We start from the raw sequence: 24,944 nt of genomic DNA on the forward strand, positions 1-24,944 counted from the left end.
CAAACTATCTACGCTGTTTGAATTGAATCGTAATCGTCGTACCGAGATCAGGCAAGCTGAATACGTCTACCTTGCCTTCATGCAAGTCGACGATCCGCTTAGCGATGGACAACCCCAGTCCAACGCCGCCCGTCGTACGGCTCCTTGCTCCGTCTACACGGTAGAAACGCTCGAACAGATGCGGTATCTCATTTTCCGGAATGCCGATGCCTTTATCCTTCACTTCGATCTTCACAATATGCTTGACGAGGGTCACCGATACATCGATCGGATCCTTCGAATATTTGATCGCATTATCAAGTAAAATAACGAGCAATTGTCTAATCTTATCCTTATCTCCGACCATACGAACGACCTTAGACAGTGCCTTAACGCGAATCGGCCTTTGGAATGTCGTTTGCAGCATCGTCGCAAGTTCGTCTACCATTTGAACGACGTCGAAATTCTCCTGCTTCAGCCAATCCTCTTGCTCAGCCTCGGCAAGCATCAGCATCGACTTCGTTAACGTTTGGAGACGATTGGCCTCCTTATCGATCGCCTCTATCGCCTCGTTGCGAACATTCTCGTCATCACGGCCCCAGCGCTTGAGCATACCCGCGTAGCTGCTAATGACAGTAAGCGGCGTCTTCAGTTCATGAGAAGCATCGGCAACGAATTGTTTCTGTCTGGCAAACGTTCGATCCAGCCGTTCAATCATTTGATTAAATGCTCTTACAAGATGCAGAAGCTCGGCTGATTCCTCCCGATTGCTCAGCTCAATCTTCCTTAGCTTACCGCTTCGGTCGATTTCCCGCATCGTATTAACCATCTGCTGAATCGGAGCCGTCAATCTCGACGTGAACCAATACGTGCCGAAGATCGCGAACAGAATCGCACCGCCGCTCGTTACGCTAAGCGCAGCAACGAGTACTTGCAAATAGTTGTCCAGTTCATCCAATATTCGATTAACCTCAAGCATCGCAATAACCCGATTGCCATCATAGAGCGGTACGCGCATAAAGAGGATGCGCTCGCCGCCCTTAGAGATCATGCCGGTATGCGTGTACATTTCGAAGCTTGCCGGAAGCTCAAGAAGAACCTGATCGGAACCGGTAATATTAACGACGCGGTTGTTCGGCAAAATAATGCGGATCATTTCGTTCACATTATAATACTCATTAAGCAGGTCAGCCGAATTAAGTCCTCTGCCGCTCTGTATTCGGGGGTTTTCCAGCATGAGATTGACCTTGTTGGCGATCACTTCTTCTTCGCTCTCGGTCGTAATCTTAATGACATAGAAATAGACAAATATATTAAACAGAATAAGAATAAAGATTAACCAAAAAATAGTAAACAGCGTAAATCGTTTGCGCAGCGTCATGCATCGGGCTCCTTAATCATATAACCGACGCCCCGTACCGTATGAATCAGCTTGTGACGATACCCCTTGTCCAGCTTTTGCCGCAAGTAACGGATATAGACGTCAACGAGATTCGTTTCGCCGATAAAGTCGTAGCCCCATACTTCGGATAAAATATCTTCGCGTGATTTCTCTTCGTTTTTGTTCTCCACCAAATAAACGAGCAGCTCGAACTCGCGAGGTGTAAGCTCGATTACAATATCTTTACGGAACACTTTGCGAGTCCGCAGCTCAATCGTAAGATCGCCGACTTTAATCATATCGGAGCCTTCCGCTTCCTTCGGATACTGCTGGAATATACGCAAAATATTGCGCACGCGAGCCAGCAGCTCCTCCATTGCAAAAGGTTTCGTTATATAATCGTTAGCACCGTGCTCGAAGCCGCTTACTTTGTCCGGCACAGTATCACGAGCGGTAAGCAATATAATCGGTACCGGATTGCCGGCTTGTCTTACGAGCCTCAGCACTTCGATGCCGCTCATTTCGGGCAGCATGACATCAAGCAGAACAAGCTCCCATTCGCCCGATGACGCCATTTCATAGCCAGTTCGTCCATCGGCAGCCGTTCCAACCGTATAACCCTCATGTTCCAGTTCTAGCTGCAAAATACGGGCAATTCCCGCTTCGTCTTCAACGACAAGAATACGCTCTTTCATAATGTAGTTCACCTGCTTCCAGTGTTCGTTAATGAGCCTTGAAATTATCATAATGAAGCCGTTTCACAAAAGCAAGCGGCCTTAGCGCTCCATAGACCAAGCTTCGACATCCCAAGTTTTCGTTACCCAATCCTCGTAAAATTCAGGTTCATGGGATACGAGTACAACCGTTCCCTTATAAGCCTTAAGGGCACGCTTAAGCTCAGCCTTAGCTACGATGTCCAAATGGTTCGTCGGTTCATCGAACAAAATCCAGTTGCTCTCATGCATCAACAGCTTGCATAAACGAACCTTCGCCTGCTCGCCGCCGCTAAGTTGATTCAGCGCGCGCGTAATATGCTCGTTCTTAAGTCCGCATCTTGCAAGCGCAGCGCGTACTTCATGCTGATTCATGAACGAAAACTCATTCCACACATCATCGAGAGGCGTCATCGTAGGCGCCTTCGATTCCTGCTCGAAGTAGGCAGGGCTCAAGTAGTCGCCGCGATACAGCGTGCCTTCGAGCGGCTCGATCACGCCGAGAATCGTCTTCAGAAGCGTTGATTTACCGACGCCGTTACAACCGACGATCGCAATCTTGTCGCCGCGTTCAATGAGCATATCCATGCTCGGCAGAAGCGGCCGCGTATAGCCGATGACCATATTTGTCGCCTCGAAGACGACTTTGCCGCTTGTTCTTGCTTCCTTGAAGTTGAAAGTCGGCTTGCCGGCTTCCTCAGGTTTATCGATTCGTTCAATACGGTCAAGCTGCTTCTCGCGGCTCTTAGCCCGGCCCGAAGTGGACGCTCTTGCCTTATTGCGCTGAATAAAATCCTCTTGCTTCTTAATATATTCCTGCTGCTTCTCGTAAGCATCGATATGCTGCGCCTTGTTCAGATCAGCCATCTCGAGAAACTTATCGTAGTTGGCCGTATAACGCGTCAGCTTCGCAAATTCCAAATGATAAATGACATTGGTCACATTGTTCATGAAGCTTGTTTCATGAGAAATAAGAATAAAGGCGTAAGGATAGTTTCTCAAATAGTTCGTCAGCCAGCTAATATGCTCATCGTCCAAATAGTTCGTAGGCTCGTCGAGCAATAGTACCGTAGGCTTCTCAAGCAGCAGCTTCGCCAGCAGCACCTTCGTCCTTTGGCCGCCGCTTAGCGCAGCGACGTCACGATCAAGCCCGATCGCGCCAAGCCCAAGACCGTTCGCCATCTCCTCGACTTTAACGTCGATCAGATAGAAGTCGCCGAGCTCAAGCTCCTCTTGAATTTCGCCCATTCGATTAAGCAGCTGCTCAAGTGTGTCTTCGTCGGCATCCGCCATTTGCTCGGCAATTTGGTTCATCTCCTGCTCCAAGACGAGCATGGGAAGGAAGGCATCCTTCAAGACGTCACGAATCGTTTTGCCTGGGGTAAGCAGCGTATGCTGATCCAAGTAGCCATAGCGAACGCGAGGCGTCCACTCTACCTTGCCTTCGTCCTTCAGAAGCTTGCCGGTCAATATATTCATCATCGTTGACTTGCCCGTTCCGTTAGCGCCGACAAGTCCTACATGCTCGCCCGCCAGCAGTCTGAACGAAACGTTCTTGAACAACGTACGATCGCCGAAAGTATGGGATAATTGCTCTACCGTTAATAAGCTCATTTGTGTATTAACTCCATTCATGCTTGTTCGATCTTATCGGCAAACGCACTAGCCCTTGCTTCAAATAATCCGTACTAGTGTACCACAATTATCGCGATATTGCGTTATTTTCATTGGCAAGCAACTCTACAATAGGCTTCAGCGACCTTCTAAGCTGCTTGCCAATAGCCGAATGAGCGGTCATTCGCTTGCCGCTCCACATGAAATTCAGCAATGCGTCATTCGGCATTAAAGGAATCATCGCTGCCGGATATTTCGGAAACAGCCTAAGCCAGTCTTTGCGGCCATTAAACTTCGTATCCTTATTGCCAATCCATATGAGCTCATGCCCCTTATGCTCCAGCTCCTCATGGAGAAGTTCCAGTCGCCGCATGGATCCCGCTTGCCACTTCGCAACGAACGGATCTGCTATTACAATGACATATCGGGATTTCGCTAGCCAATAATTGCTATCCGCCTGCTCCCATTTGCTGGAGAAGTCGATCAGCGCAACCGACTCGTTGCTTTGCCTCAGCACATCTTCCAACGACTCTCCCGCATCTGCCTGTCCTTGTGCATCTGCGAACTCATGATTTACGGCATACCATTGTATCCCGCTACTTTCTTCCTTGCCATGCAAATATTGCTGCTGATTATGGCTGGTCAAGGTTTCGGCTATACGCCACTCAATGCCTTCATGCAAAGTTTGACGCCACTCTGGCACAAGTCGAACATACTCGATCGCGGTAACGCCCTTCCTTTGCTTTTCATGCAGCAGCTCCGCCAGCAGAGGTGTTAGGAAGGTCGCTCCGGCTCCGGCATGCAAAGAAATAACGCTTACAAGCATCCGCTGCCGCATTCCGCCAAGCGGCAGCGCGTGAGCATCCACAGCTAAGCGCACACCGCTAGGAACAGTAAACGATTTTAACTCATATTCAACCTCGGTCATCGATGAATATCGAATTGACGGATCACTCTGCAGCATTCGCTCAAGCATATTAACAAATGGAGCAGGGCATTTGCCTGACAGACCCTTGCGGATAGAAAGGTGATGCTGCGGCGCATATATCCGGCCGCCGCTAGCCATATAATAAAGCAGCATTCCGAGTCCGTAAATATCCGTGCGCACATCGCTTTGCTTCATCGCAAGCTGTTCCGGCGCGGCAAATTGGATTGTTCCGAGCTGTATCGTATCCTGCTGCTGACCCGCTTTGAACGTACGCGATATACCGAAGTCGATAACCTTTGCATTACCGCAGTAATCGATCATAATATTCGATGGCTTCAGATCACGGTGTATAATCGGTCGCGGTTGATTATGAAGGTAAGCAATTGCGGTGCATAGCTGAAGCCCAATTCGAATGACTTCTTCGAACGGGAAAACGGACAACGATTCTTCAAACATCTCCGATAACGTCTGTCCTTCAATAAAGTCCATGACGAATGCTTCTTCTCCTTCATCTTCAAGTCGGAAGCAATCGAAGATGACAGGCAGATGTTGATGACCCAGCTTCATCAGAGTTGCAGCTTCTTCTGTATACATCCCGTCACGAATTCCAGCTCCCTTGACCACTTTAAGCGCCCTTCTAACGCCGTTCAGCTTCCTATCCAACACGGAATAGACGACTCCCATGCCACCTTGACCAATCAACCGATCAATCTCATAACGATCGCCGATGACTTGACCTCGCTGCCACGTACGATACTGCGCTTCTGTTTGCTCCGACATCCATAATCCCCCTTTGATAAATAAAAAAGCATCCCGATCGATCCTGTTCACATACAGGAGGATCGGGATGCTTTCCCAATTTCAATTCAATATAATTACACCTAATTTAGCATAGAAGGTTACCGTTCATCAAGCGATGAGTATTCTCCAACTAATCGTTATTTAAGTCCGCTAGTGCTAATTCCTTCAACGATATACTTTTGGAAAGCGAAGAAGATCGCAAGTACAGGCAGCAAGCTTACGATTGACATGGCGAACATCGCGCCCCAGTTGGAGACGGTGTCGCTGTCGAGGAACATTTTCAGACCCATGGATACCGGATACAAGCTAGGACGATTCAAGTAAAGTACCGGACCAAGCAGATCCTCCCAGCGCCAGTAGAACGAGAAGATCGCAGCTGTAGCTAGCGCAGGCACGACTAGCGGCAGAATGATGCGGAAGAACAAACGGAACTTGCCGCAGCCGTCGATCGTTGCCGCCTCATCAAGCTCAGTCGGAATCGTCCGAATGAACTGAATAAGCAGGAAAATAAAGAACGGAATGCCGAAGTATTGCGGAACGACGATCGGTTTGATCGAGTTAAGCCAATCAATCTTAGCGAATAAAATGTATTGCGGCACAAGCACGACGTCATGCGGCAGCATCAGCGTAACCATCATAATGCCGAACCAGAACGACTTGCCGACAAAGTTCAACCGAGCAAAGCCGAAGGCAATGAATGCCGATGATAAAACGGCGCCAATCGTGGAAATGACGACAATCTTAAGCGAGTTCATGATAAAAGTTCCGAAGGATTGTCCGGCAATTCCGATCCAACCGATTTTGTAATTATCCCATATCCATGGCTGCGGAATAAGCGAATCTGCCGTTGCGAAGATCAGATTGCTTTCCTTGAAGGAGCTCATGAGCAGCCAAAGAACCGGATACACCATACCAATCGCTAACGCCGCTACAAACAGGTGATAGATCGGCCATTTCATTTTTTTGATTGTCATATTTTTAATGGCCACCTTTCGACTCGTAATGAACCCAGCGCTTAGACGTCCAGAACAGTAAACCAGTTAGGATTGCGATAATGATAAGCATAATCCATGCCATAGCGGACGCATAACCCATATCGAAGTAAACGAAAGCTTGGCGGAATAAGTACAGCGAGTAAAGCAGTGTACCGTCAAGCGGACCGCCTTCGCCCTTGGAAATAATGTAAGCTGGCACGAATGTCATGAACGCGCCGATCGTCTGCATAATCGTGTTGAACAGAATAATCGGGCTCAGCATTGGCAACGTGATTTTGAAGAAACGAATAACAGGTCCCGCACCGTCAACATTGGAAGCTTCGTACAGCTCCCCCGGGATATTTTTCAGGCCTGCCAAGAAAATAAGCATGGAAGAACCGAATTGCCATACCGACAACGTAATAAGCATCCAAAGTGCTGCTACAGGTTCTGCAAACCATCTGACGCTATCTAAACCGAGGAAATTCAGGAAATGGTTGATTACGCCTTCGTCGCCGAATAGATTGCGCCACATGATCGACACGGCTACGCTGCCGCCGATGATGGAAGGCAAATAATAAACCGTCCGATATAACCCGATTGCTTTCGAGGCTGTGTTCAGTATCATTGCAATGAATAAGGCGAATGCCAGCCGAAGCGGCACGCCGATGAATACATAAAGAAACGTAACTTTAAGCGATGCAAAAAACTTCGAATCATTGGTAAACATTTCTGTGTAATTTTCCATACCGATGAAGGATGGCGTCGATAACAGATCGTAATCCGTAACTGAGAAATATAACGAAGCAATAGCGGGCACTAAAGTGAATATCAAAAATCCGAATACGAACGGTCCGATAAAGGTATACCCGATAAGGTTATTTTTAAGTGACAGCGATTTCATAGTATCCAACTCCTATACGAAGACTTACGTACCTGACCGTGTAGAACCATGCTCCGAGAAGTAGAGAAGCGACGGCCGATCATGTCGACCAGCCATCGCTTCTACTCAGGCAATGTTACTTGTTTTTCTTAAGAATAGAGGTAGCTTCGTCTCTGAATTTCTTAGCTGCTTCTTCAGGCTTGATCTTGTTGTAGTTCATTTGCTCAGCAAGGCTAGTCAGCGATTTGAACACTTCAGCGGAACCGATCGGATCTGCTGGGTCCATTGGGGAGCTGTTCGACTCCGCCCATGCTACATAGTCGTAAACTTGGATTTGAGCTTCAGTGGATACTTCTTTTAACGCTTCTTTCACTTTCGACGATACGGGAACACCGCGATCGCCAAGGATCAATTTGTTCGCTTCGATGTCGTTAACGAAGAAGTTGATGAACTTCGCTGCTTCTTCCTTCACTTTCGAGTTCTCCGAGACGGAGAAGAACATCGACGGTTTCATGAACAAACCTTTTGCCATATCGGGGCCTACCATTGGCGCGAGCGCCAGTGGACGGTTAGCTACTTGCTGCAAGCCCACATATTGGTTGGACCATTGCCATACGCCGATTCCTTGGTTCAGAACGAGGTGGCTGTCTTCTGCGCCTTTGATCTGAGCAAGTACGTCTGGCGAAGGAACTGCGCCGTCGATTACGAGCTTGGACAACATACCGAAGAAGTCAACGAACAGTTGGTCGTCTTCGTAGCCAAGGCCTGTGCCTTCAGCGTTGAACAACGTTTTGCCAAGCGTACGGAGGTAGTAGCCGAAGAATACTTCAGGACGCATACCGTTGTCGAAGAACAATCCAGCATCCTTCGCTTTAGCAGCCATGCTTACGTAGTCGTCCCAAGTCCAGTTCTCAGGGATCGATTCGATGCCCGCTTTCTTAAGCAGCGCCGGGTCGTAGTTGAAGCCGAGTGCGTTAACGCCAAGGTTCATACCGTACAGCTTGTCCCCCAGCTTGCCGCCGTCAATCGCGTTTTGCGAGATGTCGGTAACATCGATTTGGTTGCCGATGTATGGAGTCAGATCAGCCAGTTGATTTCTTCCCGCGTATTGGGAATAGTTTTGCGTGTCGATTTGGATAATGTCTGGTAGCTCGTTCGCAGCCGCTTGAGGTGCTAGCTTCTTCCAGTAGTCATCGTAGTTCGCGTATTCCATTTCAATGGTTACGTGAGGATTTTTCGATTTGTACATTTCAATTACTTTCATTGTGTAATCGTGACGAGGCTGTCCGCCCCACCAAGCGATACGAATCGTAACCGGTTTAGCTTCTTCCGATCCATTCGCCTCTTCGCCGTTGCTTGCCGTGTTCGTAGCACCAGGCTTGTTCGTACTGTTGTTGCTCGTGTTGTTCCCGCCGCATGCGCTTACAAGTATAAGTGCGAAGGCCATGAGCAGTAGAAGCAGTTTTTTGCGAGCTTTCATTTTTGATACGCCCCTTCCAAACTCTTAATGTTGTCTACAACGTTATTATAGGTCGAATGTCGAAATGTCGGAATTTAAAAAACCGCTTTCTTTGTTAAAAAAACAGAGGTCGCCATCACGGCGACCTCTTATATTCCGATGGCGTAAAGCCGGTATGCTTCTTAAACACTTGGCTGAAATATTGCGGATTGTCGCCGAAGCCGAACTTCTCCGCGAGCTCGAACACTTTCACGTCTCCGGTCGTTTCGATTTCCTTAATCGCCAGCTCCATACGCAATCTAACGACGTAATTGGAGAACTTCTCCCCCGTCTCCTTCTTGAACAGCTTGCCGAGATAATCAGCATTCATATATAAAATCTCGCTCGATACCCAGTTCAGCGACAAATCCGGATTCGATATATGCTCTTCAATGACCTGTACCATTTTATGAATAATGGAGGAATGTTTCTTCGTATGCAGGCTATAATTGTTCATGCAAATGAGTTCAGCGTTCTCTGTCACGAAATGTTCAATCGTTCTAAGCGTGCTTAAGCTGTCGAAGCTTGCGATTTTTTGTAAAAATTCATTGATCTGGTCCGCCTGCCCTTGCCTTGTGATCGATACGTACAAAGGAATGACATACGATTTGGTTAATTGCATGTCCATACGATGCTCCGCCAACATGGCAAAGTAGTGAGTAAGCTCCTGCTTAGCTATCTCCCAATCCCCGGATTTAATGTGCATGCATAAATGCTCGTCATCATATATGAAGGTTGCCTGCGGCTTGCCTGCCGCATCAGCAATGTCATTACGCGTAATAATGCTGCCTTCCCCCAAGTAAAACTGGTAGTTCAAGCATTCCAGCGTCTCGCGATACATGCTGCGAGCTTCCGTAATACGTCCGGGAGTGCTGACTGCAATCGTAGCGTCAAGCTTGTAATAAGAAGCGAACGTTTGTTTAATCTGTTTCAGCCGATCGAACAGCTCCTCACTCTCGGAAGTGATTTTCGTTAGAAGCAGAACATGCTTGCCGATTGTTGTACTGAGCAGAACGGTTTCTTGGCTTAAGTAATCGCTTGCAATGTTCTTGATCGCAAACAGGTGCTCGAACTCGAATTTGCCTTCGATCTGGAAGAGCAACAGTTGAACGCTGTCGTTCTCGATCTCAATACGGAAAAGCTCGCCGTAATCATCCCAATCGCGCTGACCGTACGTCTTATTCGTGACGAGCTCCTTAAGGAACTGTTCCTTCGCATGCGGAAGAACCTTCTTAAGCTCTTTCTGAATGTTAGCCATGAAGTCTGCTTGCGAATGCTGTTCGTTAAGCTGTTCAATCACTTCCGTTAACGCTTGAATGATCGTATTTTCATTACAAGGCTTGAGCAGATAATGTTTGACGCCGAACTGCATAGCCGTACGAGCATAATCGAACTCACTGAAGCCTGACAGCAGTATAAATGCGATATGCGGATATAATTCATACACCTTCTCAACAAGCTGGAGTCCATCCATGCCAGGCATCTTAATATCCGAGATGATAATGTCTGGCTGATTGTCCTTAATGAAAGCAAGCGCTTCAAGACCGTTGCGCGCCGTCCCTGCCAACTCCATATGGTGAGCGTTCCAATCAATGGTGCGGGAGATGCCTTCAACGATAATGCGCTCGTCATCGACGAGCAGTACTTTATACATCGGATTCCCTCATTTCATACGGAAGCCTGAGCGTAACAGTCGTGCCTCCGTTTACTTTGCTCTCCACATGGATGCCGTAAGCGTCGCCGTATAAGAGCTTGATACGGTCCTCGATATTTTTCAGTCCAAGACCGGATCCCTTCGTTTTCACTTCGCCGCTGAACAGCTTGGACACTAACTGCTCTTCCATGCCGGGGCCGTTGTCCGTAACGGAAATATATAGGTTGTCATCTTCTTCATAAGCGCGAATACGGATGCTGCAGGTATCAATCATCTGCTCCAAACCGTAATTGACTGCATTCTCGACGATCGGCTGCAGCGACAGCTTCGGCAAGGTGCAATGCAACAATCGCTCCGGTATGTCGATGTCAAAATCCAACCGCTCCTCGAAGCGGAATTTCTGAATCGTGACGTAATGGCTTACAATCTCCAGTTCCTTGCTGATTGGAATGAGCGGTTCCTTCAGATTGATTGAGGTCCGTAGCAGCGAGCCGAGCGCTTCGACCATTTGAGAAATATGCGTCTGGTTGCTCAGCTTAGCCGACCAATTGATCGATTCCAGCGTATTGTACAGAAAATGCGGATTAATTTGCGCTTGCAACGCCTTGAACTCGGTGTCTCGAATCGTTAACTGCTTCACATAATTTTCATGAATCAGCTCATTAATCCGCTCGACCATAATCCGGAAGTTGCGGTGCATCTGACCGGCTTCGTCCATCGCGAGAGCTTGCTCATTGGGCTCATCCGCATATTCGAAGTTGCCGAGCTGCACCTTCTTCATCTTCGCGTTCAAGCGCTCGATCGGCTTCGTAATCCCATTGGCAAAACGGATCGAAAACAAAATAATACATAAGAACAGAACGGCAAAAATAACGATAATCGTCTGCTTGACCTTCACAATGCGCTCGAATATATCATCAAACGGTATTAGCGTGTAGTAGGTCCAATCGGTGTACGTACTCGCGATATAAGTGATGAAATATTGTTTGCCGTTCATCTTCATCGTCTCATAGCCGCTGTTTTGACCCATACCCGGCAGTCGAGTAATCGGTAAGTCGGTCGCTCCCTGATCCGGATAAATCAGATTATTGTCCTGCATAATAATAAGCTGCGCATCTGAGCTGTTCATCCGCATTCCTTTGGCAAAATCATTAAACAACGCCCTCATATCAATGCGAATGGCTAGCGTGCCGAGATTGTCGAGCTTAAGCTGCTCGAAGGATCGTATCTCTCGGGCTGCAACCAAAGCATGATCGTCGGAATCCGGAGCGATCCATGTATTGCCGCCCTGGTTCGGATTGGTCTCGGCTTTAATCAGGTCAAGCCGATTCTTGAACATGGTGATCGAGCTTGTCCCAACGGCATATTCATTGTCGAAAACATCGTATAGCTGAGATGAGAGCACATATTTATCGAGTGCGCCGATGTTGACCATCCGCTCGATGATTTTCGTGCGGACGACGTAATTATCGTAATCGGAACCGCCGGATTTGATCGATCTCAGATAATTTTGAAGCGTAGGATCCGTCATGATCATGAAGCTCAGCTTCTCCATCTTCTTGAGCTCGTTCTCGATGCTTAGCGAAGAAAGACTTAGCGCCTTGGAAGACTGCTGATAAACTTCTTCGTCGTAAAATTCAAAAGCGTATTGCTGAACAACGACTCCGATAACTGCAACGACACCCATGATGACCGAAATAAGCACGAACAGCTTATGCTTGATTCGCAAATTCGTATAAAGCGCTTTCAAATTAGGCATCGTTTCAAGCCTCCATCCATTACGAGTATAAGGCCCTTGCGGGAAGGGCCTTACGCTTGTCCACACTTCATAACTGCACTACTTTTTCTGCAAATACAATGTAATCTCTTCGCGGTTATGGAACAATTGCTTCGCCTTCTTAAGCTCGAACACCGATTCCAACTTAACGATGACTTCGCGGATTGTCTGCATAGGCTTGCGATGCATAAGCTTGATCGTAATGATCGCCGTTGCTTCTTCCGCAAGCGCTGCTTCTAGATCAAGCACGAGCCGCGACATGAGCATCGGACTCCAGCTCATATCGCATACGAATAGATCGAATGATCCCGGCTTCAGCTTAATTTCCGAAGCGTTCCGCTTCAAATAGGTGAGTGCCGGATGATCAACAATCGATGGATGCAGCTCAGCCGGATCGACAGCCGTAACGCGAAGACCTCTCTCCAGCAGCAGCGACGTCCAACCGCCAGGCGCTGCGCCAACGTCTAGCGCTCTGCGGAATTGCTCATAATGCAAGCCGAATGCCCGCTCTGCTTCCAGCAGCTTGAACTTCGCGCGAGACACTTGTCCTTCCTCCCGCTGGAACCGAACCGCGCCGCCAGGCCAGTCAGAGAGCATGTCCTGCGGTGAACCGAAACCGATATACAGCGTTGATGCTGCCGCATAGATTGCAATGATCGTTTCAGGTTGCTGAACGACCGGCTCCGCTCCAACTTCCGCTAAGACTGCATCGATTACCGCTTTTGTCTCGGATGCCGAATGGATGAAAGCCGTTCCGTGCGCTCTCCGAATATGAACGGCGGTGCGCTTACCAGCGAACTGCTGCGAGGCGCTGCGCACCACTGTCGAGAGCTGCTCCATATCTTCGGCATCGCCTGTTATTTCTACCGTTCTGTCCACAGCCTGTATATGTCGCAAAAAGATCGGTTCGCGCTGATGGACAGCTTGCAACGTTTCTTCCCGTTCAAGCGGGCTATTCATGAGGAACACTTCCCCAGCCGCTAGCTGTGAGAAGGTTACGCCATCAATAATGCGGCGCAGCTCCTCTATTGCGTATGGCGAATAACTCTGATTCGCCGTTCCGATCCATTCAGTCAATGTTTGTGCCTCTATTCTTAGGTTTAGGATAAACGACCAAATGTCTGCGTATTAACAGGAGGAAATCCAGTTAATGTCGCAGACTTCGATGTGAGTCGAACTACAAATGATCTCCATTAGCCGTGCCTAACTCGTTGCCATTTGCTGTAGAAGGGAATCTGGCATGGGACCATTATGGAGCTTAGTCGTTTCAGGTGCGTTTTGATACAGCTCATGATACATTTGCAAGCGACCTGACACGCTCGACGTATGCAAATAAATGTGCTCGGGATAACGTCCGGTTGCTACGATATGTCTCACAACCTCATAGCCCGTAGGCTGCGCCCAGCCTAAGTCATAATCGAGCGACAAGATGCCGATCGGTTCCTGATCAAGCAGAAGCTTGCATTCTTCGGCATCCTTGGCAAGCACGAACCCCTTCGGACATCCGCGATAATCGTCCAAATAGACATGAATCATGAATGAATCCCCCATTCAAACATTTGATTCAGAAGCAGCTTCCTACTTATCCTTCTGGCAGGTGCCGCAATAATAGGCTTTGCGACCTGACTGTTCCAGCTTGAGAATTGCGGCGCCGCAAGTCGGACACGGCTCGCCCTCCCGATTGTACACCTTAAACTTACTTATATAGCCGCCCGTTAACTGGTCGTCCGCTGCAAACGGATAGTCGCCCGCGCCTCCGTATGAAATCGCTTCCTGTAGCACATTATGCATCGCTTCGTAGAGTCGTTCCCAAGTTTCCTTCTCCAGTAACGGAATTTTGGCATCGGGCAGTAAACCCGCTCGGAATAAGATTTCATCCGCATATGCGGATCCAATCGCATTCAATATGCTCGTATCGAGCAAAGCTTGCCGAATCGAACTTCTTTTCTTGGCGAACCTATCGATAAAACGATTCAGCGTCAGCTTCTTATCCAGCGGATCCGCGCCAAGCTCGCTGAACATCTCTTCTACTTCTCGAACAGACAACAACTTAATGGACTCGGAGCGCAAGCCAACCGCATACACAAAGCGTTCGCCGAACTTGATTTGAACCTGTGCCGTCTTATCCGGCGCATCCTCTGCCGATCCGATATACAAGTATGCCGCCTGAGTCAAATGAAGAATCAGTCGTTTGCCGTTATCCAAGTGAAACAGCAAGTGCTTTCCTCTGCGTTCAATAAACCAAACGACAGCTCCGACGATATCCTTGCGCCATTCGTCAACGTTTACTTGAAAGGTTTTGCTGTTAGTTACCTCGATACCGGTAATTGGTGCGCCTGCGAATCGATTCGTCAGCGCTCCTCGAACATGGTCTAATTCCGGCAGTTCCAACATGAAAGCTATCTTCCTTCCTGTGCCTTCGTTTGTTTCTCTTATATCCCTCTATGTGTAGAAATATACGAGCGAAGCTCATCTAATTGTTCGCAAATGACGTCCGGCTTGCAGCCGGCTTTCTCTGCATAATAGTCGTAATTATCACGATTGGTTAAGCCTGTCAGGACGAGGATCGTACCGCAGTCCGAAGCATGGCCGGCTGCAATATCGGTAGCGATATTATCGCCGATTACCCATGTTTCCTCTGCCGATTGCCCTAATCGGTTCAACGAATAGTTCATTAAAATAGGCGATGGCTTTCCTATTATGACAGGTTGCTTGCCCCCAGCGGCGGCGAGCATGGCGCCAATCGAGCCTGCTCCCGGCTGCAACCCGTTCTCAGTAGGCAGCAGCAAATCGGGATTCGTCATAATAGATGTCGCGCCTTCCAAAATATAACGTACAGCCATTGCCAATCGAGTATAATTGAATGCCCGATCAATCCCTTGCAGCACATAATCCGGTTTGTCCTCGGTTATCGTGAGTCCAGCCTCGCTGACAGCCTCGCGAAGCCCTTTCTCTCCAATGACAAATACGGAGGCGCCGGGCGACTGCTCAGCAATATACGATGCAGCAGCTTGAGCGGAGGTGCATACATCATCCGCTTCTGCCAATATACCCATCGATCGCAGCCTATCGGCTACTTCCTCTGGCGTCGCGGACGAATTGTTCGTCACATACTTGTAAGCAAGGCCGCTGTCTCTCAATTCGGATATGAGCTTGTCAGCATGTTCAATCCGCTTCGAACCGTGATAGATTGTACCGTCCAGATCAATTAGTAGACCGCTCATCGTTCGCTGTTTGGTTGTCATTGCGGTATACCTCCTTAAGTCCTAAGAAAAAAATTGCATGTTATGCAACGGCTATTTGAGATAACCATAGCGTTCAGCCTTACCCGTCAGCCTTGATATCCGTTTGCGAAGCGCTTCCAGCTCCGCAGACTTCTTCTTATCCCTTCGCTGCAGCGGCTGGCTTCCCATATGCTCGAGCGCTTCCCGCGCATATTGCAACGCTGTTTGAAAGTCTTTCTGCTTATGCTCATAATACATGGCCAGTTCCGTGCAAGCTTCAATTGAGTAAATGCCGTATGCAAGCGATGAATGAATAATGACCTTCTGCCACAATAACACAGCGCGCCCCCAATTTCCAGCCTTCTTATCACGCGCGGCTAGCATAAGAAGCGCCGATGGCGCTGCGATTTCGGAGCGGACAACCTGCTCGAACAAGATGTCTGGCAGCTTATAGCTCCCCATTCTCTCGAGCCATAATCCTGTGCGTACCATTTCCTCCGGCTGATCGGGACGCAGGAACGTCGCAGCCTCCATATCGTCAAGCAAATGGCCGAATCGAATCGCTAAGCTCACAAGCGACAGCATATCGATCTCATTATGGCGGAATACGCCTTCCAGCGTATCGGGATCTCCCGTTGCAAGAAACTCGAAATAAAGCTGCGGAGCAAGAGAACCCGGCACATCATCTAGACGAGTAATGCCTAGCCGTTCCTCTTCGACATGGCTTAGCTTGCAAGACGCAAGCGTATTTCTCCATATCGACCTAGCCGGATGCAAAAAATCGAGATGCAACGGCTGCCACATCCCCCGATGAAATCCGTTCAAAATAAATCGATTTTGCATGACGGGCCAATCGAAGGTTTTGCCGTTATAGGTAGCCAAAAACGTATAATCGTTCAGCTTCTCTGCTAAATAAGCAAGCATGGCCCGTTCCTCAGCAGGATGCCTGATAACCGCTTGCTCTACAATGATCGAGTCTTCTCCTTGATACGCAAGTCCCACCATGAACGGAACATTGCCTGTTCCGACGCCAAGACCCGTCGTCTCCAGGTCAAGAAACATAATTTGATTCGCTTCCGCAGTCTTGTCATCGCCGGGATGAAAGGCCTTCAGCTTGCCGGCAACGAGTCCAAGCTCCGATAACGTATGTGTTCCGTGCTGATAATCAAGCGGATATACGATCTTGCGCAGCAGAAATTGTCCCGTCTCATTCGACTGCAGCTGTACGCCAAGCTTCTTCCACTTAGGCGACAGTACTTCTTCTGCCTCATCTATATGCTCTTCAGCTTCAACCATAGCTTCTGCTTCTGATACAGCTTCATTCTCGACTCGCTCGTTAACGATCTCCTCGAACATCTTCGTATCCTCGCTTGCGCTATTGCCGCGCAGCCGGTTCATCCGATCCCGAAGGCCGCTCATGGCGTACCTCCGGCTTCATTAAGAAGATCAAGCGCCTGCTGTTTGCCGAGCAGCCCTACCTCTTCAATCGGTCCTACACATGCCGGACAGCCGCTCAAGCAGGAACACGATTGAATCACTGACTTCGCCTGCTCGATCAGCGCGTCATGCACCTCGTACAATCGCTCGCTGAGGCCAATCCCGCCAGGGTACCGGTCGTAAAAGTATATCGTTGGCCGCTGCGTATGGACGGCTTTCACCTGCGGCACGACGCGAATATCGAACGGATCGCACATTAAGTAAAGCGGCGCGATATGCACGAGCACGTTCGCGATGCCGAGCAGCGCATATTGCATTTCGTTCTTGCTTTTGCGAGCCGCCGCCTCCTCGCTGAACGAGAACCAATAGCCGCTCGTATGAAGCTCCTCCTCCGGCAGATGAATCGGGCCTGAGCCGATGTTCTCATGCGTGCGAAGCTTAATCTTCTTGAAAATCGTAGCTTTCGCATTGACGGTCACCTCGCCGTACTGCCGGACGAGCTCGCCTACTTCACGTTCCTTATCGACATGGAGCACCTTAAGCTCCACAGCTAAGTTTGCATCGGTATAGTAGTCGACGTTAACCTCGCGAACATAAGCTTTTTTCTCCGGATAATCCAGCTTCTCGACTTGATATTGTACACCTTCATGAATATAAATCGCTTCCTCATGAATAAGCGTAGGAGCGCTGAACCGATCAACCTCGCCTAACACGCGGCTGCCGTTCGATATATCGATAATGACAAAATTCTCTTGCGCCGCCGAACGAAGCGAAATGTTATGAGCGGGAAACGACTGCTCCATCCAGTACCAGCGTCCGCCGGCCTTATGCAGCACCTTCTCCTCTACGAGAAATTCCATCATATCCTCAAGCGACTCGGAGCCAAACCTCTCCCCCGCCTCGAAAGGAAGCTCATATGCCGCGCATTTCACATGATCGATCAATATAAGTAAATTATCAGGATGAATGAGCGCTCGTTCAGGCGGCCGGTTGAAGAAGAAGTCCGGATTCTGAATCATGTATTGATCGAGCGGATTGCTGCTTGCGACCATGAATGTAACCGAGCTCTCTTGTCTTCTTCCTGCGCGTCCAGATTGCTGCCATGTGCTTGCGACCGTACCCGGATAACCGTTCAGCACGCATGCTTGAAGCTGACCGATGTCGATACCAAGCTCCAGCGCATTCGTGCTGACAACACCCCGAATTTCTCCTGTTCGCAATCCATGCTCGATCTCGCGCCGCAGCTTCGGCAAATAACCGCCCCGATAGCCCCGTATGGTCTTCGCTTCCAGCTTGTCTTTAATGATATCCTGCAAGTACGTGAGCAGCAGCTCTACCCTGACACGGCTGCGCGCGAAGACGATCGTCTGAACGCCTTGCTTCAATAACATGCCGGCCAGCTTCTGTGTCTCTAGCACACTGCTTCGACGGATGCCCAATTGCTTGTTGACGACTGGCGGATTATAAAAAACAAAATGTTTCTCGCCCATCGGAGCGCCGTTATTATCGATTAACGCAACGCTTTCTCCGATCAGCCTTTCCGCGTGATCACGCGGATTGTCGATCGTCGCTGAGGCGCAAATGAATTGCGGATTAGACCCGTAAAATTTGCTGATGCGCTTCAATCTGCGAATGACGTTAGCTACATGGCTGCCGAATACGCCGCGATAAGCATGTACCTCGTCAATGACAATGAACTTCAAATTCTCGAACAGCTTCACCCATTTCGTATGGTGCGGCAGAATCGCTGAATGAAGCATATCGGGGTTCGTTACTACAATATGCCCTGCATTACGAATTGCGGTTCTTACCGTCGGCGGGGTATCGCCGTCGTACGTATGCGTCTTAATATCAACTTCCATCAGATCTGCCAGCTTCTGCAGCTCCGTCACCTGGTCTTGAGCCAGTGCTTTCGTCGGGAACAAATATAGTGCCCTTCCCTCATCGTTGCCCAGTAATGATTGAAGGACAGGCAAGTTGTAGCACAGCGTCTTGCCCGACGCTGTCGGTGTGACCGTGACGACATGTCTGCCTTCGCTGACAGCCTGGAACGATCCCGCTTGATGCGTATATATTTCATTTATTCCCCTCGCTTGCAAAGCACCCTTGAGCGCAGGATGCAGACGATCCGGGAGAGGTACTGTTCGTGCTTGTTTCGGTTCAATGGTGCGCCAATGCGTCACATTGCCCATAATCTCGTCGTTTTGTCGTATATGCTGAAGCCATTCCTCAAGGCTTGATGCTCTGCCTGTCCAACGGTTCATGACCGTTCACTCCTCGTTAACCCCATGTTGCTTATTATTTTACAGAATACATGTTCGTGCTGCAATTTTATTTTTTGACAAATGGAACTTGAATCCGCTTGATCTTAGCCGTGTCATCTGCTATCATTCGATTAAACATTTAGATAATCATCTAAATATATACACCTATCATTTGTTTTCTTAAAGAGAAGAGGAAAGCGATGTCCATCAATCATGCATTCAAAGCTTTATCCGACCCCACTCGCCGCAAAATATTGGATCTGCTCCGCGAACGCGATATGACCGCAGGCGAGATTGCCGACCACTTCCAAATGACGAAGCCCAGCATCTCGCATCATCTAAGCTTGCTGAAGCAAGCGGAACTAGTATGGGATGAACGACAGGGGCAACATATTTATTATTCGCTGAATACGACCGTTTTCCATGAGTTAATGAAATGGATCGTTTCGTTTCAATCATCCAAACCAGAAGGGAAGTAATGCTGATGAACACCAAACGCTTTACGTGGTTAATTATTATCATCGCCCTCGTTGCAAGTGCCGTCGTCTATAGAGATATGCCAGATCAAATGCCGATCCACTGGAATGCCAAACATGAAATCGACAATTACGCCCATAAAGCAATTGCCCTATTTCTACTGCCTGCCGTTATGGTGCTCGTGAACGCATTCCAATCCATCTTGCCAAACATCGATCCGAGAAGGCGTAATTATGCGCAATTTGAATCAAGCCTCAATCTCATTCGTTTAATTATGACGATCGGATTATTGACGATTCATGGCTATACCATAGCTATTGGATATGGCTATAGTTTCAGCATCGCGTATGTCATTCTCCCGTTTCTAGGCATTCTCTTAATGGTCATAGGCAACTATATGCCAAGATTCCAATACAACAGCTATGTCGGCATTAAGACTACGCACACACTCGCGAATGAGGAAGTATGGCGCAAGACGCATCAATCAGGGGCTAAAATATTCGTCATAGCAGGCCTTACCATTTTGGCTTCTATGATGATTCCGACTCCGTTACAAAGCTATACCATTGCAGCGATCATTTTAGCAATGGTCGTCGTCACATATAGTCTCGGCTTCTATTATTCCCGAAGTTCGCTTAAGCAGTGAGTTCCCAACTATGCGCAACATACAAAAGACATACAGGCGAGCTGCCTATATGTCTTTTCTCACGGGATGCCATCACCTGCGGTCTGCGGCTATACCCGTCTCTTAATCTCTATGCACTTAAGATCAGTAGCTGCAACAATTTCCCCATCAAACAACCGCTTAGCTTCTTCTTCCAGCTTCGACAAATCTTCATTGTGATAGCGGCCGCTGAAATGAGTCATGACCAGCATGCTAGCTCCTGCCTCGGTAGCCGTACTTGCAGCCTCAATCGTCGTGCTATGGCCGAATAAATGAGCCTTTTCCTCGAGCCCTTCGGAGAAAGTAGCCTCGTGAACGAGAAGATCAGCGCCCATTGCCAGCTCGAGAGCATTCGGAGATGGCGTCGTGTCACCAAGTATAGTTACAATTCTACCGGGTAAAGCAGGCGCCGTAACTTCCTTCGCGTAAATAGTCGTTCCATCTTGCAGCGTAATATCATGCCCTTGCTTAAGCAATCCATATTGCGGACCGGCTGCAACGCCTAGCCGCACAAGCTTATCAACGAGCAGCTTCCCAGGCTGATCGTGCTCGACAACGCGATAGCCAAAGCATGGAACACGATGAATCAACGTAGATGCCACAACAGTGAATCGTTCATCTTCATAGACAAGCTGGCCGTCCTCTTCATCCAGCTCTATAAATTGCAGATCGTAGTCGAGTGTCGTTCCGCTAATCTCGAACACCGTCTCGATGTAACGTCTTAACCCGCGAGGCCCAATCAAACGAAGCGGAGTGATTCCTCCATCAAACGAGCGTGTGCTTATCAAGCCTGGCAATCCATAAATATGATCGCCATGAAGATGAGTTACGAAGATGGTAGTCAGCTTGCTTAATTTAAGCGGCGTCTTCATTAATTGATGCTGTGTAGCCTCGCCTGCATCGAACAGCCACCAATCACAGCACGGCTCAGGCAACTGCAGCGCTATCGAGCTAACATTACGATGCTTGTTAGGACGGCCTGCGCCAGTCCCAAGAAACCATATGTGCACTGCCAATTCACCTCGCTGCATAGCTTATGTATATTCGTTAATGCCTATGAATGAAGCCCGACAGATCGGTTATCGAACCGTTGCAGGGCTTCATTGCTGCTTATAAAGTTATCGTTTATACTTTCTCGACATTGAAGTATTGCGCCTCTGGATGCGCGAATACCATTGCAGATACCGATGCTTCAGGCTCCATCATGAAACCTTCCGTTAGCTGTACACCGATGTCCTCAGGCTTCATAAGATCAAATAATGGCTCTTGATCCTCCAAATTCGGACAAGCCGGATAACCGAACGATACCCGGATACCTTGATAGCGTGCGCCGTGGCGCTGCTTCATCGTCATCTCTGCAGGATCCGGATAGCCGCAAATGTCACGCATCATATGATGGACGCGTTCAGCCATTCCTTCCGCTACTTCAAGCGCTACGGATTGCAACGCATGGGAACGCAAGTAGTCGCCGTTATCCTTCCACTCATTCGCAAGATCTCGTATGCCTTCGCCAGCCGTAACGACGAGGAAGCCTACATAATCCATTACGCCGCTCTCAACCGACTTCAAGTAATCAGACAAGCAAAGGAACGGTTCAACCTGCTGACGCGGGAATGTGAAACGCTTAATCTCTTGCGTCTGATCCTCGGGATTATAAATAATAATATCGTTGCCCGACGATTGCGCTGGGAAGAAGCGGTACATGCCATGCGTGCGAATGATTCCTTCAGCGCTGCCTCGGCGTAAAATCTCGTCAACAGTAGCCTTCAGCTGTACAGCCTTCTCATTTCCTTCGGCAAGCAGATTGTCGACATTGCCTTTCAATCCAAGGTGATGGCCGAGCAGCATCTGCATGTTCACGTACGGAATAACATGCGGAATTGGCACATCACGCAATACATGACGTTCAAGATCAGGCGGAGCAAATACAGGAGCATCCGGCGATATTTTGGAACGAACCGCACGCGTAAGCTCAGGCATCTTTTTCTTCTCTTCTTCTACTTCGCCGCCCGAAGCTTTATATGCAGCCATCTCCTCTTCCATACGCGTACGATGCGTAGGGTCCATGAGCTTGTTCGCAATATCGAGCCCGTCCATTGCATCCTTCGCATAGAGAACAAGTCCGTCATACTCAGGACCGATTCTTGTTTTCGTAAATTTACGCGTGAGCGCGGCGCCGCCGACCAGAATCGGAGCATCGATGCCCGCATTGCGCAAATCTTGCGCTGTAATGACCATTTGCTGAGCCGACTTTACGAGCAGACCGGATAAGCCGATAGCATCGACCTTCTCATTGCGGTAAGCTTCGATAAGCTGTTCCGGCGGTACTTTAATGCCGAGATTTATAATTTTGTAGCCGTTATTCGATAAAATAATTTCAACCAGGTTTTTACCGATATCATGAACATCGCCCTTAACCGTTGCAAGAATGATCTTGCCTTTCACGGACGATTCGTTTTTCTCCATGAATTGCTCTAGGAAACTGACGGACGCCTTCATGACTTCAGCGCTTTGGAGCACCTCGGCCACAATGAGCTCATTGTTGTTGAAGAGACGGCCAACTTCCTCCATCCCTCTCATGAGAGGTCCATTGATAACGTCCATTGCCGAATATTTCTGCAGTGCTAATTCTAGGTCAGGAATTAAACCTTCCTTCGTCCCTTCAATTACGTATGAGCCAAGACGCTCTTCGAGGGAAAGATTCGATATTTTCTCCTTCTTCTCGACCTTCTTGTCACGGAAAGCAGCTACGAACGAAGCTAACGTCTCATCATTCGTATTATAGATCAGCTCTTCGGCTAAGCGGCGCTCTTCATCAGGAATAGAAGCGTAACGCTCCAGCTTCTCCGTATTCACGATGGCATAGTCAAGACCTGCCTTCGTCGCATGATACAAGTAAACCGAATTAAGTACTTCACGACCTGCATCCGGCAAGCCGAATGAGATGTTGCTTAGTCCCAGGATCGTTTTCGTACGAGGATACTTTTCTTTGATCAGCCGAATGCCTTCGAGCGTCTCAACAGCAGAGCCGATATATTGCGGGTCACCAGAGCCAACCGGGAACATGTTCGGGTCAAAAATAATATCAGCAGGGTTCATGCCGTATTTATTAACGAGCAAATCATACGAACGATCCGCCACTTCGAGCTTCGCTTCACGCGAAACAGCTTGTCCTCTTTCATCGATAAGAATCATGACGACAGCAGCGCCGTATCGGTGAATTAGCGGCAATATTTTCTCGAATTTGGACTCGCCGTCCTCTAAGTTAATCGAGTTGATAATGGCTTTGCCTTGCGAATATTTCAAGCCGAGCTCAATAATATGGTCATAGGTGGAATCGAGCATTAGCGGCGCTTTAATTTTCTTGACGACCTGCGGCAAAAACTGATGTACGGCATAAGCCTCATCAATATCCGTGTCCTGCAAGTTGATATCAATAACATGCGCTCCGCCCTTTACTTGCGCTCTTGCAATTTCGGAAGCTTCATCGAACTTCTCTTCTTTAAGAAGCCGTTTGAACTTGCGGGAACCGGAAATATTCGTACGCTCGCCGATCATAATCGGACGGTTATCCGCTTCGATAAACACGGTGTCGATACCCGATACCGCATCCGGGTGCTCGCCCATCTTCGTGCGCGGCGTATAGTTTGCCATTGTCTCCGTCAAAGCTCGAATATGCGCAGGCGTCGTGCCGCAGCAGCCGCCAGCAATATTAAGCCAGCCTTGTTCTGCAAATGCCGACATCTTCTTGGCAAGCGATTCCGGCGATTCATGATAATGGCCGTTCTCATCCGGTAATCCAGCGTTCGGATAACAGCTAATTGAAGCATTCGCGATTTCACTCAGCGTTCGGAGATGGTCACGCATAAATTCAGGTCCTGTCGCACAGTTTAAGCCAATCGAGATTGGCTTCAAGTGCTCCAAGGAAATATAGAACGACTCAATCGTTTGACCCGCGAGTGTGGTTCCCATTGGTTCGATCGTACCCGAGATCATAATTGGCAGCTCAACGCCAAGCGTATCAAACGCGTTACGTATGCCGATGCTTCCAGCCTTAACGTTAAGCGTATCCTGTGATGTCTCTAGAAGCAGAGCATCAACCTGTCCTTCGATAAGAGCTACCGCTTGCTCGTAATAGCTCTCTACCAGTTCATCGAACGTAACGCCGCCCGTAACGGAAAGCGTCTTCGTCGTTGGTCCGAGCGCTCCTGCAACATAACGCGGCTTGTCGGGCGTACTATACTTGTCTGCCGCATCGCGTGCCAGCTTAGCCGCAGCGAGGTTGATTTCTCTAGCTTTCTCCGGTATATCGTAATCGGCAAGCACGACGCTAGTCGCGCCGAACGTATTCGTCTCCAGAATGTCAGCTCCAGCCTCGAGGTATTGCTCGTGAATCAACTGAATCACGTCCGGACGAGTTAGAACGAGCATTTCGTTACAGCCATCTAGCTCTGGACCGCCAAAATCATTTTCATTCAGGTCTGCTTGTTGAATCATTGTACCCATAGCGCCATCCAAAATAAGTATGCGCTCTTGCAGCATTTGTTGTATGGTTGGTTTAGACAATTCGTACACCCTTCCCAAAATCATTAACAATTAGTTTATCAGAATCGCTTAGGACTGAAAAGCAAATCCATCGACATCCGTCATCATTTGTTTTATAATTATTATATCAT

19 protein-coding genes are annotated in these 24,944 nt (G+C 48.6%); 2 read left to right on the top strand and 17 right to left on the bottom strand.

Annotated elements, in window-relative coordinates:
- Positions 1-4: 4 nt before the first annotated feature.
- The 15 genes from AB4Z33_RS09820 to AB4Z33_RS09890 all read right to left on the bottom strand — a co-directional run bounded on the left by AB4Z33_RS09820 (position 5) and on the right by AB4Z33_RS09890 (position 19,127).
- Positions 5-1,360, bottom strand: a complete 1,356-nt coding sequence (locus AB4Z33_RS09820) for a sensor histidine kinase (RefSeq protein ID WP_442049762.1) — start codon at positions 1,358-1,360, stop codon at positions 5-7.
- Positions 1,357-2,055, bottom strand: a complete 699-nt coding sequence (locus AB4Z33_RS09825) for a response regulator transcription factor (RefSeq protein WP_337101403.1) — start codon at positions 2,053-2,055, stop codon at positions 1,357-1,359. Before AB4Z33_RS09825 ends, AB4Z33_RS09820 begins: the two co-directional genes overlap by 4 nt.
- 81 nt (positions 2,056-2,136) lie before the next feature.
- Entirely contained in the window at positions 2,137-3,687 is a 1,551-nt protein-coding gene (locus tag AB4Z33_RS09830) for an ABC-F family ATP-binding cassette domain-containing protein (RefSeq protein WP_337101404.1), read from the bottom strand.
- Positions 3,688-3,775: 88 nt separating this feature from the next.
- Positions 3,776-5,395 carry a serine/threonine protein kinase gene (locus AB4Z33_RS09835; RefSeq protein ID WP_442049763.1) on the bottom strand — a complete coding sequence of 540 codons (1,620 nt, stop codon included), beginning with the start codon at positions 5,393-5,395 and terminating at the stop codon, positions 3,776-3,778.
- Positions 5,396-5,553: 158 nt separating this feature from the next.
- The gene (locus AB4Z33_RS09840; RefSeq protein WP_442049764.1) at positions 5,554-6,390 is read right to left on the bottom strand and encodes a carbohydrate ABC transporter permease; all 837 of its coding nucleotides are present in this window, start codon (positions 6,388-6,390) and stop codon (positions 5,554-5,556) included.
- Between the two features lie 4 nt (positions 6,391-6,394).
- A complete protein-coding gene (locus AB4Z33_RS09845; protein WP_442049765.1) occupies positions 6,395-7,294 on the bottom strand; it encodes a carbohydrate ABC transporter permease in 900 nt (299 codons plus the stop codon).
- Between the two features lie 115 nt (positions 7,295-7,409).
- The gene (locus AB4Z33_RS09850) at positions 7,410-8,753 is read right to left on the bottom strand and encodes an ABC transporter substrate-binding protein (protein ID WP_442049766.1); all 1,344 of its coding nucleotides are present in this window, start codon (positions 8,751-8,753) and stop codon (positions 7,410-7,412) included.
- Positions 8,754-8,868: 115 nt separating this feature from the next.
- Complete coding sequence (locus tag AB4Z33_RS09855) at positions 8,869-10,425, bottom strand: response regulator transcription factor (protein WP_442049767.1); 1,557 nt, start codon at positions 10,423-10,425, stop codon at positions 8,869-8,871.
- Positions 10,418-12,184 carry a histidine kinase gene (locus AB4Z33_RS09860; RefSeq protein WP_442049768.1) on the bottom strand — a complete coding sequence of 589 codons (1,767 nt, stop codon included), beginning with the start codon at positions 12,182-12,184 and terminating at the stop codon, positions 10,418-10,420. The genes AB4Z33_RS09855 and AB4Z33_RS09860 overlap by 8 nt, the downstream gene beginning before the upstream one ends.
- Positions 12,185-12,262: 78 nt before the next feature.
- Complete coding sequence (locus AB4Z33_RS09865) at positions 12,263-13,279, bottom strand: SAM-dependent methyltransferase (RefSeq protein ID WP_442049769.1); 1,017 nt, start codon at positions 13,277-13,279, stop codon at positions 12,263-12,265.
- Positions 13,280-13,405: 126 nt separating this feature from the next.
- Positions 13,406-13,738: a cyclic-phosphate processing receiver domain-containing protein gene (locus AB4Z33_RS09870; RefSeq protein ID WP_442049770.1), complete on the bottom strand. Its 333-nt coding sequence runs from the start codon at positions 13,736-13,738 to the stop codon at positions 13,406-13,408.
- A 42-nt stretch (positions 13,739-13,780) separates the two neighbouring features.
- Positions 13,781-14,596 carry an Fpg/Nei family DNA glycosylase gene (locus tag AB4Z33_RS09875; RefSeq protein ID WP_442049771.1) on the bottom strand — a complete coding sequence of 272 codons (816 nt, stop codon included), beginning with the start codon at positions 14,594-14,596 and terminating at the stop codon, positions 13,781-13,783.
- A gap of 38 nt (positions 14,597-14,634) precedes the next feature.
- Positions 14,635-15,447: a TIGR01457 family HAD-type hydrolase gene (locus AB4Z33_RS09880; protein WP_442049772.1), complete on the bottom strand. Its 813-nt coding sequence runs from the start codon at positions 15,445-15,447 to the stop codon at positions 14,635-14,637.
- Between the two features lie 51 nt (positions 15,448-15,498).
- Complete coding sequence (locus tag AB4Z33_RS09885; protein WP_442049773.1) at positions 15,499-16,845, bottom strand: ribonuclease H-like domain-containing protein; 1,347 nt, start codon at positions 16,843-16,845, stop codon at positions 15,499-15,501.
- Positions 16,842-19,127, bottom strand: coding sequence for a DEAD/DEAH box helicase (locus tag AB4Z33_RS09890; RefSeq protein WP_442049774.1), 2,286 nt, complete (start codon positions 19,125-19,127; stop codon positions 16,842-16,844). The genes AB4Z33_RS09885 and AB4Z33_RS09890 overlap by 4 nt, the downstream gene beginning before the upstream one ends.
- 200 nt (positions 19,128-19,327) lie before the next feature.
- On the opposite strand from AB4Z33_RS09890, the gene AB4Z33_RS09895 reads away from it, so the two are divergent.
- Positions 19,328-19,606 carry an autorepressor SdpR family transcription factor gene (locus tag AB4Z33_RS09895; RefSeq protein ID WP_442049775.1) on the top strand — a complete coding sequence of 93 codons (279 nt, stop codon included), beginning with the start codon at positions 19,328-19,330 and terminating at the stop codon, positions 19,604-19,606.
- Between the two features lie 5 nt (positions 19,607-19,611).
- Entirely contained in the window at positions 19,612-20,250 is a 639-nt protein-coding gene (locus AB4Z33_RS09900; protein ID WP_442049776.1) for an SdpI family protein, read from the top strand.
- An 89-nt stretch (positions 20,251-20,339) separates the two neighbouring features.
- Here AB4Z33_RS09900 and rnz read toward each other — a convergent pair whose 3' ends face one another.
- Both rnz and metH read right to left on the bottom strand, forming a co-directional pair.
- Positions 20,340-21,278, bottom strand: coding sequence for a ribonuclease Z (rnz, locus tag AB4Z33_RS09905; RefSeq protein ID WP_442049777.1), 939 nt, complete (start codon positions 21,276-21,278; stop codon positions 20,340-20,342).
- 115 nt (positions 21,279-21,393) lie between these two features.
- Positions 21,394-24,858, bottom strand: a complete 3,465-nt coding sequence (metH, locus tag AB4Z33_RS09910) for a methionine synthase (protein WP_442049778.1) — start codon at positions 24,856-24,858, stop codon at positions 21,394-21,396.
- Between the last annotated feature and the right edge of the window lie 86 nt (positions 24,859-24,944).

The sequence above is a fragment of the Paenibacillus sp. 2TAB19 genome, assembly GCF_052115185.1.
In the GTDB taxonomy this organism is placed as follows: Bacteria; Bacillota; Bacilli; order Paenibacillales; family Paenibacillaceae; genus Pristimantibacillus.